Source organism: Ruegeria sp. CDSC021 (assembly GCF_059610845.1).
In genome coordinates this window covers 54,853-69,135 of record NZ_JBXWOK010000003.1, presented here as the reverse complement: position 1 = coordinate 69,135, position 14,283 = coordinate 54,853, and the positions used below count along the sequence as shown (strand labels likewise).

At 56.5% G+C, this 14,283-nt stretch carries 13 protein-coding genes; 7 read left to right on the top strand and 6 right to left on the bottom strand.

Annotated features, from left to right (window positions below; genetic code table 11):
* Positions 1-23 precede the first annotated feature (23 nt).
* A complete protein-coding gene (locus AC2FGB_RS07265; protein ID WP_496693786.1) occupies positions 24-1,460 on the top strand; it encodes a mannose-1-phosphate guanylyltransferase/mannose-6-phosphate isomerase in 1,437 nt (478 codons plus the stop codon).
* Between the two features lie 207 nt (positions 1,461-1,667).
* Positions 1,668-2,744: a DUF2793 domain-containing protein gene (locus AC2FGB_RS07260; RefSeq protein WP_496693787.1), complete on the top strand. Its 1,077-nt coding sequence runs from the start codon at positions 1,668-1,670 to the stop codon at positions 2,742-2,744.
* A gap of 32 nt (positions 2,745-2,776) precedes the next feature.
* Here AC2FGB_RS07260 and fcl read toward each other — a convergent pair whose 3' ends face one another.
* Both fcl and gmd read right to left on the bottom strand, forming a co-directional pair.
* The gene (gene fcl / locus AC2FGB_RS07255) at positions 2,777-3,754 is read right to left on the bottom strand and encodes a GDP-L-fucose synthase (RefSeq protein WP_496693788.1); all 978 of its coding nucleotides are present in this window, start codon (positions 3,752-3,754) and stop codon (positions 2,777-2,779) included.
* A 10-nt stretch (positions 3,755-3,764) separates the two neighbouring features.
* On the bottom strand, positions 3,765-4,889 hold the full coding sequence (gmd, locus tag AC2FGB_RS07250) for a GDP-mannose 4,6-dehydratase (protein ID WP_496693789.1): 1,125 nt from the start codon (positions 4,887-4,889) through the stop codon (positions 3,765-3,767).
* A 160-nt stretch (positions 4,890-5,049) separates the two neighbouring features.
* Between gmd and AC2FGB_RS07245 the strand changes: the two genes are divergently transcribed.
* On the top strand, positions 5,050-6,354 hold the full coding sequence (locus AC2FGB_RS07245; protein WP_142639848.1) for a UDP-glucose dehydrogenase family protein: 1,305 nt from the start codon (positions 5,050-5,052) through the stop codon (positions 6,352-6,354).
* Between the two features lie 59 nt (positions 6,355-6,413).
* Here AC2FGB_RS07245 and AC2FGB_RS07240 read toward each other — a convergent pair whose 3' ends face one another.
* From AC2FGB_RS07240 to AC2FGB_RS07225, 4 genes are all read right to left on the bottom strand, one after another.
* Positions 6,414-7,697, bottom strand: coding sequence for a TRAP transporter large permease (locus AC2FGB_RS07240; RefSeq protein WP_496689479.1), 1,284 nt, complete (start codon positions 7,695-7,697; stop codon positions 6,414-6,416).
* A 61-nt stretch (positions 7,698-7,758) separates the two neighbouring features.
* Positions 7,759-8,295: a TRAP transporter small permease gene (locus AC2FGB_RS07235; protein WP_271949035.1), complete on the bottom strand. Its 537-nt coding sequence runs from the start codon at positions 8,293-8,295 to the stop codon at positions 7,759-7,761.
* 92 nt (positions 8,296-8,387) lie between these two features.
* Positions 8,388-9,440, bottom strand: a complete 1,053-nt coding sequence (locus tag AC2FGB_RS07230) for a TRAP transporter substrate-binding protein (protein WP_496689229.1) — start codon at positions 9,438-9,440, stop codon at positions 8,388-8,390.
* Between the two features lie 23 nt (positions 9,441-9,463).
* On the bottom strand, positions 9,464-10,513 hold the full coding sequence (locus AC2FGB_RS07225; RefSeq protein WP_496710102.1) for a pyridoxal-phosphate dependent enzyme: 1,050 nt from the start codon (positions 10,511-10,513) through the stop codon (positions 9,464-9,466).
* Between the two features lie 125 nt (positions 10,514-10,638).
* Here AC2FGB_RS07225 and AC2FGB_RS07220 point away from each other — a divergent pair, with 125 nt between their 5' ends.
* The 4 genes from AC2FGB_RS07220 to AC2FGB_RS07205 all read left to right on the top strand — a co-directional run bounded on the left by AC2FGB_RS07220 (position 10,639) and on the right by AC2FGB_RS07205 (position 14,272).
* Positions 10,639-11,103, top strand: coding sequence for an Lrp/AsnC family transcriptional regulator (locus AC2FGB_RS07220; RefSeq protein ID WP_496693791.1), 465 nt, complete (start codon positions 10,639-10,641; stop codon positions 11,101-11,103).
* 105 nt (positions 11,104-11,208) lie between these two features.
* Positions 11,209-12,363 carry an amidohydrolase gene (locus AC2FGB_RS07215; RefSeq protein ID WP_496693792.1) on the top strand — a complete coding sequence of 385 codons (1,155 nt, stop codon included), beginning with the start codon at positions 11,209-11,211 and terminating at the stop codon, positions 12,361-12,363.
* A complete protein-coding gene (locus tag AC2FGB_RS07210; protein ID WP_496689223.1) occupies positions 12,360-13,523 on the top strand; it encodes a M24 family metallopeptidase in 1,164 nt (387 codons plus the stop codon). Before AC2FGB_RS07215 ends, AC2FGB_RS07210 begins: the two co-directional genes overlap by 4 nt.
* An 8-nt stretch (positions 13,524-13,531) precedes the next feature.
* On the top strand, positions 13,532-14,272 hold the full coding sequence (locus tag AC2FGB_RS07205) for a maleate cis-trans isomerase family protein (RefSeq protein ID WP_496693793.1): 741 nt from the start codon (positions 13,532-13,534) through the stop codon (positions 14,270-14,272).
* Positions 14,273-14,283: the final 11 nt, after the last annotated feature.

Here is a 14,283-nt window from a genome sequence, read left to right as displayed (position 1 = left end):
AAGAACCTTCGAGGCAAGCCGCAATGACCACCATCCATCCCATCATACTCTGCGGAGGGTCCGGCACCCGACTGTGGCCCCTGTCGCGCAAAAGTTACCCCAAGCAGTTCGTCCCTCTGATCGGTGATTCAAGCCTGCTTCAGGATTGTGCTGAACGAATGCAGGGACCCAAGGACGCGCCTTATGCCAAGCCGCTGATCCTTACCAATGATGCATTCCGTTTTGTGGTTCCGGAACAACTGGGCGCGATTGGCATAGATCCGGGCCCCATTCTGATCGAACCCGAAGGGCGCAACACAGCACCAGCGGTTCTGGCCGCCGCGTTGTATCTGGCCGCCAGCAACCCGGATGCGATCATGCTTGTCGCCCCATCGGACCATGTCATCCCGGACAAAGCTGCTTTTCATCAGGCAGTTACCGAAGGCGCGCGCGCGATTTCGGATCGTGGGGATCTCGTCACTTTCGGGATCACTCCGGACCGGCCGGAAACCGGCTATGGATATCTCAAGCTCAGCCATGCCCCAGATACGGGCAACACCGCCATTGCGCTGGACCGTTTTGTCGAAAAGCCTGATCTGCAGAATGCCCAAGCCATGATCGCCGATGGCAGCTATCTTTGGAATTCGGGGATATTTCTGTTCGCGGTCAAAGACATAATAGCTGCATTCAAAGAACATGCGCCCGCACTGCTGGACCCGGTCGGCAAGGCCGTCCGTGAGGCAAAGACCGACCTCGGGTTTCTGCGCCTCGACCCCCAAGCCTGGGGCACGGTCGAGGATATCTCGATCGACTATGCGGTCATGGAGAAAGCCAGCAATCTGAGCGTCGTGCCCTATGCGTCGGGCTGGTCGGATGTCGGCAGCTGGTCGGCAGTTCAAGAGCTGAGCAATCCAGACGCCGATGGCGTTGCCACCACGGGCCAGGTTACCACCATTGACTGCCGGAACGTATTGGTGCGTTCAGAAACCCCCACGCAAGAAGTTGTTGCGATGGGTCTGGAAAACATGATCGCGGTCGCCATGCCCGATGCGGTTTTGGTGGCCAGCATGGACAAGGCTCAGGACGTCAAACAAGCGGTTGCGGCCCTGAAGGCCAAAGGTGCCAAACAAGCGGAGTCGCTGCCGGTCGATCATCGCCCTTGGGGCTGGTTCGAAAGCCTGGTCATCGGGGATCGGTTCCAGGTCAAACGCATTCACGTTCACCCCGGCGCCTCACTAAGCCTGCAATCCCATCACCACCGGTCTGAACACTGGATCGTTGTTCAGGGCACGGCAAAAGTTACGATCGACGAAGATGTGCGCCTGATCTCTGAAAACCAATCTGTCTACATCCCGCTCGGCGCCGTTCATCGGATGGAGAATCCGGGCAAGGTGCCGATGGTTCTGATCGAGGTCCAGACCGGGTCTTATCTGGGTGAGGACGACATCATCCGGTACGAGGATGTGTACGCCCGCAGCTAACCTTTAGCGGCGATTGGTAAACTTAAGGGCAGCTTCGGCTGTCCTTTTTCGTTGAATCCAGACCTTTGGCTACGCCCCATGGAATCCTCCAAACGTTAGCAAATGATTATTCGAACGTTCGGTCAGATCAGACCGGATTCATCCTGGGCACGGCAATGTAGCGCGCAATGCAATAGTCGGACCGACAGCTACAGGAGGACGCCGCCCGTGTCACAGAACTCATCCAGATTGGATTTACCTTTCCTGCAACCTTCGCAGGCTCAGAAACATGTCACCCATAACGAGGCGCTGCGTGCTCTGGACCTGATTGTCCAGCTGAGCGTAGCGTCGACAAACGCCTCGGTGCCGCCTGCGGTGCCGGAACAGGGCGAGATTCACGCGCTCGGTGCCAACCCTACCGGGGATTGGGCCGCGCAGCCGGGCGCCCTTGCGGCCTGGTTGGATGACGCCTGGCATTTTGTGACCCCGGGAATCGGCTGGCGGGCCTGGGATGAACAGGCCAACCGGTTGAAGATCTGGGACGGCGCAGACTGGTCCGAACCTCAGGTCGCGACCCAGAACCTGGACGGGTTGGGCATCGCAACCGGGTATGACAGCACCAATCGGCTATCGGTCCGGTCGCCTGCGACGTTGCTCAGCCATGACGGGGCGGGGCACCAGTTGAAGATCAACAAGGCAGCGGCCGGGGATACCGCCTCGCTTTTGTTCCAGTCAAACTGGGTCGGTCATGCGGAGATGGGATTGTCCGGCAACACCGGTTTTTCCATCAAAGTCTCGGCTGATGGCGGATCCTGGACCGAGGCGCTGAGCTTTGACCCAGCCACCGGAACAGCCTCAGGCTCTGCCATTCAAAACGATGCCGAAGACATCACCGCAGGTCGCCTGATGCGGGCCGACTATGGCTACTGCCCCGGAAACCTGCTGGGCTCTGTGTCAGAAACCGCCGGGGTGCCAACCGGCGCGGTCGTCGAACGCGGATCAGCCGCCAATGGCGAATACGTCCGGTTTGCGGATGGTACACAAATCTGCACGGGCGTTCTGACGGCCACCGATTGCGTGAACGCCGAAGGATCGCTGTATTCCAGCGCCGAGACCACCTGGAGCTTTCCCGCAGCCTTTGCGTCCGGAACCTCACCCTCGGTCGGTGGCAGTGGCGGCGCGACAAGCCGGTTTATAGGTTTAGGCGCGGCCACTGAAACACAAGTGCCCTTTAAGGTTCTATCGGCATCGTCGGACACAAGCAGCCTGTCCCCAACGGTAATCGCAACCGGTCGCTGGTTCTGAGCTTTAGACCGTCCGGAGCTATGCCCAGGCGGTCATTTGGCGCGCAAATCGGTGTCTGCCTGCTCCAGAAACCACGCATAGGTCTCGCGGATACCATCTTCGAGTCCAACGCGTGCGCGCCACCCCATATCTGCCAGTCGGGACACATCCATCAACTTGCGCAGTGTCCCGTCAGGCTTGCTGACATCCTGAGTGATCTTACCCGTGAATCCGGTTGTTCCGGCCACCAGGGCCGCCAGCTCAGCGATTGAGATATCTTCGCCGCATCCCACATTGATATGGCTCAGCATCGGCTGGGTATTCGCGTCGTAGATATCGCGCGGTAAGTCGAGCACAAACAAGGACGCCTCGGCCATATCATCAACATGCAAAAACTCGCGCCGCGGTTTTCCTGTGCCCCAGATCACCACTTCTTCCAGCCCGTCGCGCTGTGCCTCGTGGAATCTGCGGATCAGGGCCGGCAGGACATGGCTGTTTTCGGGGTGAAAATTGTCTCCGGGTCCGTAAAGATTGGTTGGCATAACCGACCGGTAATCGACACCATGTTGGCGATTATAGCTTTCACACAGCTTGATCCCGGCGATCTTTGCAACGGCATAGGGTTCGTTGGTGGGTTCCAGCACGCCGGTCAGCAAAGCGTCTTCACGCATGGGCTGAGGGACAGCCCGTGGGTAAATGCACGAGCTGCCCAGTTGCAGCAAATGCTTTACCCCCGCTGCAAAAGCCTGATGGATCACGTTGCATTCAATCATCAGGTTTTCGTAAATGAAATCTGCGGGGTAGGTGTTATTTGCGTGAATCCCACCAACCTTGGCCGCGGCTAGGATCACCATATCCGGACGCTCGGTCTGCATAAAATCACGCACGGTGGGTTGGTCGGTCAGATCCAGTTCGGAATGCCTGCGCGTGATCAACTCCAGCGCTTCGCCTTCGTCCTTGCGGTTTTGCAAACGGCGCAGGATTGCGCCGCCAACCATACCACGATGCCCGGCAACATAGATCTTACGCATGAGGGCCTCCTCAGCCGTTTTCCAGGCTCATTGGCAGCTCAAACCCGTGCTCTTTCAAAAGCGCGTGACGTTTGGCCGTCTTCAGGTCTTCGGTCACCATCTCAGCGCACATTTCCTGCACGGTCAGTTCTGGTACCCAACCCAGTTTGTTCTTGGCGTTTGAGGGATCGCCCAGAAGGGTTTCGACCTCGGCCGGGCGAAAATATTGTGGGTCTATCCGCATTACGACGTCACCGGGTTTCAATCCCGGGGCTTTGTCCCCCTCGATCGAAACAACAGTCGCGGTTTCGTCAACGCCTGACCCGGTGAATTCCAGTGAAACGCCAAGCTCGGCTGCCGACCATTCAATGAACTGTCGTACCGAATACTGAACCCCGGTCGCAATCACGAAATCCTCAGGATTGTCCTGCTGCAGCATCAGCCATTGCATCCGCACATAGTCCTTCGCGTGGCCCCAATCCCGCAGACTGTCGATATTGCCCATGTACAGGCAACTTTCCAATCCTTGCGCAATATTTGCCAAACCGCGTGTGATCTTGCGGGTAACAAAAGTTTCGCCCCGGCGCGGGCTTTCGTGGTTAAACAGGATCCCGTTACAGGCATACATGCCATAGGCCTCACGGTAATTGACCGTGATCCAGTAAGAATAAAGTTTGGCAACCGCATAAGGTGACCGTGGGTGGAACGGGGTGGTTTCGCGTTGCGGGGTCTCTTGCACCAGACCGTAGAGTTCCGAGGTCGAGGCCTGATAGAAGCGAGTCTTTTCCTCGAGCCCGAGAAAACGTATCGCTTCCAGCAAACGCAAAGTACCAATGGCATCCACATCCGCAGTGTATTCCGGGGATTCAAAACTGACGGCCACATGGGACTGTGCGCCAAGGTTATAGACCTCGTCCGGCTGCACTTCGCGAATGATTCGCGTCAGGTTAGACGTATCGCTCAGATCACCATAGTGCAGGTGCAGTTTGGGATTGGGAACGTGTGGGTCTTGATAGATGTGGTCGATGCGTTGCGTGTTGAATGAGGACGCGCGGCGCTTAATGCCGTGAACTTCATAACCTTTTTCCAACAAAAACTCGGCCAGATACGATCCGTCTTGTCCGGTAATCCCGGTGATTAATGCCGTTTTTGTCATAGTTCCGCCCTACGAAAACAAATGTGTATGATTGCCGACCCAAAAACAGCAAGAATCCCCGGAATGCAACCCAAGCACGCTGACAGGCATTGAAACCGGCGGAACTTTCTTCGAATGTGTGCGCGCCAAAGGCGGTATTTGTTAAGAAGGGTATTTTAGTATGCGTATTGCGATGATCGGAACCGGCTATGTAGGTTTGGTGTCCGGGGTATGTTTTTCCGATTTCGGCCATGATGTCATTTGCGTCGACAAGGCCGAACAGAAAATTGAGATGCTGCAGGCTGGCGAAGTCCCGATATATGAGCCCGGGCTTGACGTCCTGATGGCCAAAAACGTAGCCGCTGGTCGGCTCAGCTTTTCCACGGACCTGGCCGCAGCAGTGGATGGTGCGGATGCTGTTTTTATTGCCGTGGGCACGCCCACACGTCGCGGGGACGGTCACGCCGATCTGACTTATGTGATGGCCGCCGCAGAAGAAATTGCGCATGCGATTACGGGCTACACTGTGGTGGTAACCAAATCGACCGTTCCAGTTGGCACCAATCGCAAGGTGCATCAGGTCATTTCTGCCGCCAACCCGAAGGCCGAATTCGACGTCGCCTCGAACCCTGAATTCCTGCGCGAAGGGGCCGCCATTGATGATTTCATGCGCCCGGATCGTGTGGTTGTCGGCGTTGAATCAGACCGCGCCGCCGATGTAATGGCGGAAATATACCGCCCGCTTTACCTGCGGGACTTCCCGATCCTGACCACTGATCTGGAAAGCGCAGAGATGATCAAATACGCCGCTAACGCGTTTCTTGCGACCAAGATCACCTTTATAAATGAGATCGCAGGCCTGTGCGAACGTGTTGGCGGCGACGTGAAAGAGGTCGCCCGAGGCATCGGTCTGGATGGGCGCATTGGCAATAAATTCCTACATGCAGGTCCGGGATATGGCGGATCGTGCTTTCCAAAAGACACCGCCGCTCTGGCCCGGATCGGTCAGGAACATGCCCACCCGATGCAGATCACCGAAACCGTCATCCGGGTGAATGACGAGGTCAAGAAACGGATGATCCAGAAAATCCGAGATGTCTGCGACGACAGTTTCAATGGAAAAACGATCGCTGTTCTGGGCGTGACCTTCAAACCCAATACCGACGATATGCGTGATGCGCCCTCGTTAACTATCGTGCCTGCACTGATCGGTGGTGGGGCAACGGTGCGGGTTGTCGACCCTCAGGGGCGTTCCGAAGGTGAGGCCCTGCTGCCCGGCGTCGAATGGTGCGAAGACCCCTATGCTGCTGCTGCTGATGCGGATGTCGTTGTGCTGTTGACCGAATGGAACGAGTTCCGTGCGCTCAATCTGAGCGAACTAGCTGGCACGATGAAATCCCCCCGAATGGTCGATCTGCGCAATATCTATTCCGAACCCGCCGTCAAGAAATCCGGCTTCGATAGTTACGTCGGTATTGGGCGCTGATCTTCGGATCAAGTTTGGATGGCCGATTCAAAACAACCGGCCATCCGTCATTCATTTTGTCAAAACGCCGCCAGATCCCTGAGGAACAGCGCGATACCTGGGAAGTAGATCAGCATAGCCGTCATCAGCGCCAGGATCGCGAAGAACGGCAAAGTGCCCCGGATCACCTCAAGATAAGGTCTGTTGAAAATCGCGATTGCGGTGAAGATATCGCAGCCAAACGGCGGTGTTGCTGATCCGATGGCCATCTGCAGCGTCACCATAACCCCGACAAGAACCGGATCAATCCCCGAGGCATCCACGATCGGAACGAAGATTGGCGTAAGGATGACAAGCACGACCAGCGAGTCGACGAACATACATCCCACGAAGAAGCACAGCGCTATGATGAACAGGATGTATTCCTGCGACGCGCCTTCCAGGTTCAGCGGCTCTAACAGGCCCTGTGGAATCTGTTCGAAGGAAATATACCAGGAAAACGCCTGACCGATCCCGACAAGGATGAACACAACCGCCGTAATCAATCCTGTGCTGAGAGCGGAATCCAAAACGTCGTTGAGTTTCAGTTCCCTATAAATCACGCATTCGACGATCAGCGCATAAAGCACCGAAAACGAGGCTGCTTCGGTCGGGGTCACTGCGCCGGTGTAGATACCGCCGACGATCAGGACCGGGAAACCAAGCGGCAGTATGGCCTTGCGAAACGCTGCGCGCCGCTCGGCACCTGATTTCTTTGGCACCCGCGCGATCAGATCGCCCTGCAGGACGCTGTAGAAATAGCAATAGACCGAAAACATCAGCGCCAGAACAACGCCCGGACCAATTCCTGCAATGAACAGCTCGCCCACGCTGGTATTGGCCAGCGTGCCGTACAGGATCATCCCGATGCTTGGAGGGATGAGGAAGGCGATGTCGCTGGCATTGATGATCAACGCCATGACAAAACTGTCCTTGTAACCGGCCTTCAGCAGCTTTGGCCGCATGATCTGACCAATCGAAACCACGGTCGCCTGAGTCGAACCCGAAACCGAGCCGAACAATGTGCAACTGATGCAGGCCGTGATCGGCAATCCGGCCCGGCGGTGACCGACAAAGGCTTCGATCAGCCCCAGCAGATTATTGGCCGTATGACCTCTCGCCATGATATCGGCGGCGAATATGAACATCGGCACAGCGATCAGCGCGTTTGGCGAAATGCCGGTGACCATCTGCTGGATGATGACGCCAGTATCGCTTTGCGAGAAATGAACAAGGCCAATCAGCGTGGCAACCGCTAGCGGAACAACCATCGGGTAGCTGAGGAACAGCAGAACCACCATCACCATGACCAGAGCAAAGGTGATGACATAGATATCCAGCTCACCAGCTATGACATCGCCAAGGAAATCAAGGAATCCGGGCATCTCAGACTCCTACATCCACTGCGTCATTGTCCTCGACCTCGTACGAGTGCCAGATGCCGACATGAGTGACATTCATGATGAATGCGATCAGATATTGCAGGCTGGCCATAAACAGGCCGACCGGGATCACAGAGTAGATGATATAGACCGGAAACTGCAGCGCCGGGCTCAGACGGTTCAGCTCTTTGATCTCAAGCACGTAGAACACGGACTTGTAGGCCAAAAAGGCCAGCAGCATGCTGGTCGTGATCGAAATCAGCGTCAGGATCACTTTCTTGGACCGACGGGACAGCGTGTCATAAACCGCCGTCATCCGAATGTTCCGACCTTTCCGAACCGCATAGGCAAATCCAAAAAAGGTCACGCTGACAATCAGAAACTGGTTCAGCTCTTCCGAGAAGAACAGGCTTTTGCCAAAGGCGTAGCGGCCAATGGCGTTAGCGGTCGAATTCACCATCATCAACAATATGGCCAGAATGATAACGAATTTCTCGATGAACTCGGTGCCCCTACTCAGGGCGACCAATGCGCTTTTCATGATTTTCCCTCCCTCGGTCCGCCAGTCAGCGTTCCGTAAATGAAAGACGCGACGTCTGAATGAGACGCCGCGCCTTTCAGTGATGTCAGCTTTTATTGCGACGCATTGCTCACCTCGTTAAGCAGGCCGTCGAGGATCTTCTGGGCTTGCGCGCGCGCCGCAGGTTTCTCGGCGTCGTCATAGGCGTTTTCGACCACATCGAAGAATGTTTCATGCAATGTGGCGCTTTGGGCTTCAAAGACAGCGCGCTCGTCCTCGGTCAGGACAATGACCTGCAGATCGGGGCGCTCTGCCTTGATCTTTTCCATGTTTTCCAAGTTGATCTTGATCTGATAGTCATGCGCGGCCTGCTCACCCTTGGCGATAGCGTTCTTGACCATTTCCTGCTGATCTGCAGGCAGGCCGTTGAACCAATCGCTGTTGGTGGAAACAGTGCCGACGTAAGGAAGCTGACCCGGGAAGATTAGGTAATCCTGAACCTCATGCCACTTGGCGTTGTAGATGAAATAGATCGGGTTCACCATGCCATCGACGGTCTTCAACTGCAGCGCGCCATAGACCTCGCCCCAGGACAAAGGCGTCGGGTTGGCGCCAAACGCCTTGAAGGTTTCCACCGGAATGGTCGAAGTGAAGGTACGGATTTTCTGGCCTTCAAAATCCGCCGGGCTGCGGATCGCCTTGTTGGCACCCCAGGCCATGTCACCTTCCGAGATCATGGTGAGCAGCTTCAGGTTCACCTTCTCGAATTTCTCGCTGAGGTCTTCATAGATGGTCGGGCTGGTGGTCAGAACTTCGCGGATCACGTCGATATCACCGCCCAGAACATAGGGCAGATCAAGAACCTGCGCCTCGGGCACATAAGACCCCAGGTGACCGGTCCCCACCGATACGAACTGGACCGTACCCTTAGATGTCAGCTCGACAATATCGTTCTCGGTACCCAACTGACCATAGTAGTAGATGCGCACTTTGATGTCGCCATCAGACTGCTCTTTGACACTTTCGGCGAAGGCCTGTGCAAAGATATCCTGTACGTCGCCTTTGTCCTCTTCCGAGGCGAATTTCCAGGTGTCCGCAAAGGCAGCAGTCGACAGACCTGCCGCGAAAACCGCCGAGGTTATCAGCTTGCTAAAAATGGATGTCATTCTGTTAGTCCTTTCTTGCCCGCTCATGCGAGCCCTTCTGAGATGATGACAAGAGGACGTAAATCCTGCGTCCTCGCCTGCTGGTTGGTTCTCTTGCACAGGGCGCCGTAACCGGCCGCGCCTGACGGCGTGGTCGCGATTCCAAGTGCTGTGACAGCTTCTGCGGCTGCCTGGCCTTCTTCTTCGGAAAGGGTTTCGTAGCTCACGCCGCAGCGCTCGAGCACATCCCAGGCCACGATCGACGGTGCCTTGCAGTCAAGCCGACCCATATTCGAATCCGGCCCATCGCTGCGGGTGGCCCGTCCGGCCAAGTGACTGGCCCGCAAACAGGACGCAGCGCCGGGTTCGACAACGATCAGTTCAGGCTGTTCCGCCCAGTTCAGACGGATCATATGCGACATTGCGGCGGCCAACCCACCGACACCGGCCTGCAGATAGACATGCGTAGGCCACTGCCCCGAAGCCTCGAACCGGGCGCGCAACTCTTCGGCGATGACGCAATAGCCCTCCATCACCAGTTTCGGAATCTCGGTGTAACCAGGCCAGGTTCCGTCGGCCAAAAGCGTGGCACCGGTGGTTTTGGCGTCAGCAATAGCGGCGGCGACGCTTTCGTCATAAACATCGCCCGAACGGACAACCTCGGCACCGAAGGTTCTAAGACGGTCGCCGAACCCTTGTTGTACGGTCTGCGCCAGATGAATTCGCGCCTTTGCACCCATCGCCCGCGCCCCAGCCGCAACGCCCATTCCGTGGTTGCCTGCACTTGCGCAGACGAATGTGTGGCCAGATGCGAATTCTCGAAAAGCGGCATCCTTCATCCGCGTGAGGGAGAGCGTTTCACCGGTATTCTCGAGCCATGCATCCTCGAGAAGGCGTGCAACCGCATAGGGCGCCCCCAAAGCTTTGAACGCGCCAAGCCCCATACGCTCTGTCTCGTTCTTGACCAGAATGCTCTGACCATCAGGCCCCGTGATTTCAATCAGCGGCGATACAGCGTAGGTCTCTTGCCCCTGAAAAAACTCCTGCGCACGGACGAAATCCGGGGCGAAGCTTAGGTCGTCGGTCGCTGTCATGTATTTTTCATCCGCTTTTTCCATGTGCAGAGATTGTGCATGACCGACCTATTTCTATTTATCGTATTTGACCCTAATCTCGATAATATGTTTCAAACCTGCCTCTTCCATCGCGAGGATTTTTCATGAACCAACAACTTGATGATGCAGACACGATAATCCTCAGAACCCTGCAAAGGGATTGTCGAATCGGGTTGGAACAGCTGGCGCAAGAATGCAGTCTTTCTGTTCCCTCGGTGCAGCGGCGGCTCAAGCGGTTGCGAGAATCCGGGCTGATCCTGAAAGAGGTCGCGGTGCTCAACCCGTCGCGCTTTGACTATAAGATGACCTTCATTGTTCTGGTCGAACTTGACCGGGAATCGCTTCAGCAACTCGATCTGTTCCGAAAACGCGCCAGGAACGAGCCGCAAGTTCAGCAATGCTATTATGTGACCGGTGATGCCGACTTTGTTCTTATCTGCGTCGCGCAGGACATGGAGGATTTCGAGGACCTGACCCATCGCTTGTTTTTCGATAACTCGAACGTCCGCAGATTTCGCACATCCGTCGCGATGGACCGTACAAAGATTGGTCTGGAACTTCCGATCTGAACTTGGCGCTTTTGTGCAATTTTTTCTGCTTTAGGGCCGGAAATTTGATGCGAAACACGCAGCCCTATCCTGTAGAACCGATGCAACTCACACGCGGATGAAGAAATGAGCGATTTAGAAAACCGTATGATCGCGCTTCGGCGGGATTTGCACAGGCACCCGGAACTGGGCTTTCAAGAGAAGCGAACCAAGTCGGTTGTCGCTGAACGGCTGCGCGCCCTTGGGATCGAAGTGCACGAAGGCGCAGGCGTTGTCGGTGTGCTTCGATCCGGCGGTGGCAACAAAGCCATTGGCCTGCGTGCTGACATGGATGCGCTTCCAATCACCGAAACCTCGTCCCATGACTATGTCTCTACCTCACCCGGTGTGATGCATGCTTGTGGCCACGATGGACATACAACCATGCTGCTTGGGGCGGCAGAGCGTCTGGCGAAAGAACCTACCTTTGACGGTACGGTTGTTTTTCTATTCCAGCCAAACGAAGAGCACGGCCTGGGCGCGCGCGCGATGATCGACGACGGTGTGCTAGAGCAATTTCCGGTCGAAGAAATCTATGCAATCCACAATTTGCCAGGCGCTCCAACCGGTCAGATTTCGACCCGCACCGGTATTATCTGTAACAGTGAAACCCTGTTCGAGATCACGGTTAAAGGCCAGGGCGGTCATGCCTCGATGCCACAAACCGGCGTTGATGCAATTACCGTAGGGTCCGAGATTGTAGTGGCATTGCAGACCGTGGTGGCACGAAAGCTTGCGCCCGCCTCTGGCGCGGTAGTGTCCGTGACCGAATTCCTGACGGACGGCCAGCGAAATGTCTTGCCGGGCAACGCCACTCTCAAAGGAGATTTCCGCGCCAGATCGCCCGAGGACCGCAGCGCCATCGAAGGGTTCATGCGCCAGATCGCCGAGGGGATTGCGGCGGCGCATGGCATTCAGGCCTCGGTCAGCTTTGACACGCAGTTCGTCGAGACCATCAACGCTGCCAGCCCGGCCCAAGCGGTCTATCGTGCCGCCGAGGCCGCTGGGTGTGACCTGATCAAGGATCGGCAGCCGATGAGTTTTTCAGAGGATTTCGCCCAGTTTTCGACCGCCGTACCAGGATGTTTCCTTTTGCTGGGCAATGGCGAGACCGGGCCACATGGCCAACCGCTTCATGCTTCTGACTATGATTTCAATGATGAACTGCTGCCGATCGGAGCTGAATTCTGGGTCCGATTGGTTCAGGACCGGTTGCCCCTGCGAAAGGATCAAAAGTCATGAACGCCCCACGACGTGGTTTTGACCAACAAGAATTCGCAACGCGTACCGCAGCGGCGCAGACAAAGATGGCCGAAACCGGTATGGCGGGCATATTGCTGACAACTGAACCGGATGTGCGCTATTTCAGCGGGTTCCACACGCTGTTTTGGCAAAGCCCGACCCGCCCATGGTTCCTGTTCATCCCGGCATCCGGCAAGCCCATCGCAATCATCCCTGAGATCGGCGCAGACCTTATGCGGCGAACCTGGGTCACAGATATCCGCACCTGGGGCGCACCTGCACCAAAGGATGACGGTATCGGGCTGTTGACCGATCTGCTGGCGCCGCTTGCCAGCCGCGGCGAGACTGTCGGCCTGATGAAGGGCCACGAAACCCATTTACGGATGCCGCTTGGCGATTATGAGCGGCTGTTGGTGGGCCTGAATGGGCTAAAGATCACTGACGCGACCGAGATCGTCCGGGGCTTGCGAATGGTGAAATCCGAGGCCGAGATCGAAAAACTCACCTATATCTGCGCCATCGGGTCGCGCACATTTGAGCAGGTGCCCGAAATCGCCCGCGAAGGGCAGCCGCTTGAGGATGTGTTCCGCTCCTTTCGGCGCGAAGGGCTGGCGCAGGGTGCCGATGATGTTCCGTATTTGGTCGGCGGTGCGGATACGGGCGGCTATCACGACGTCATCTCGCCCCCGTCCCGCCGACCACTGGCGCGCGGCGATGTGCTGATGCTCGACACCGGTTCCAACTGGGACGGGTATTTTTGCGACTTCGATCGGAATTGGGCCATTGGCCGCGCCGATGACGCCTCACGCCATGCATATGATGTTCTTTGGCGTGCGACTGAGGCCGGGATGGCCGCAGCTCGCCCCGGAGCGACTTGCCGAGAATTGTTTCAAGCGATGCAGAAGGTGATCACGGAGCTCGACGATCAGGGTGGTGACGTCGGCAGGCTGGGTCATGGGCTTGGCATGCAGCTGACCGAATGGCCCTCGCACACCAGTTGGGATACAACCGAGATCGCCGAAAATATGGTACTGACCCTTGAACCATCGCTTGGCTATGGCGACGGTCGGGTCATGGTGCACGAAGAGAACATCGTCATACGTGCAAGTGGGGCGGAGCTTTTGACCAAACGCGCCGCGCCTGAACTACCAATCATCTGAGGCCAATCATGAAGCTTGATTTCGAAACAGACGAAGGCATTGGCACCCGCGCCAATCTGGGTGTGATTGTTCTTGAGACTGACGAGACGTTAGAGAACGAATTCTCTCGGATCATGTGCCTAGCTGGTGTCGCGCTCTATCACAGCCGGATTCCGATGGTGCCCGAAATCCGACCCGACACATTGGCACGGATGGAACAGGACTTGCCTGCGACGGCACGGCTTTTGCCACCATCGCTCAGCTTTGATGCAATCGGATTTGGCTGTACCTCGGCCTCGACCGTGATCGGGTCCGAGAATGTGGCCAAGGTGATAAAGACGGTCTGCCCGGATGCACGTGTGACAGATCCGTTGGCGGCAATCATCGCTGCCGGTCAGCATTTAGGAGCCCGACGATTGGGCTTCGTCACCCCCTATATTCACGAAGTTTCCGCTGGGATGCGCACAAAGCTGGAACAGGCCGGTTTCGAAATCGCAGGTTTCGGGTCGTTCGAGGAAGGAAATGATCGCGTTGTTGCGCGGATCACAGAAGGGTCGATCCTTGACGCTATTGAAAAGGTCGCGGCTCAAGCGCCCTGCGATGCTGTCATTGTCTCTTGCACGAACCTGCGATGCCTTGACGTCATTGTTCAGGCAGAAGAAAAGATCGGGATTCCAGTCATTTCCAGTAATCAGGCGCTTGCCTGGCATATGCTTCGATTGGCCGGCATTGAGGACCTCAACCCTCAGTTCGGACGGCTCTTTGGATAGAGCGAGAAGGG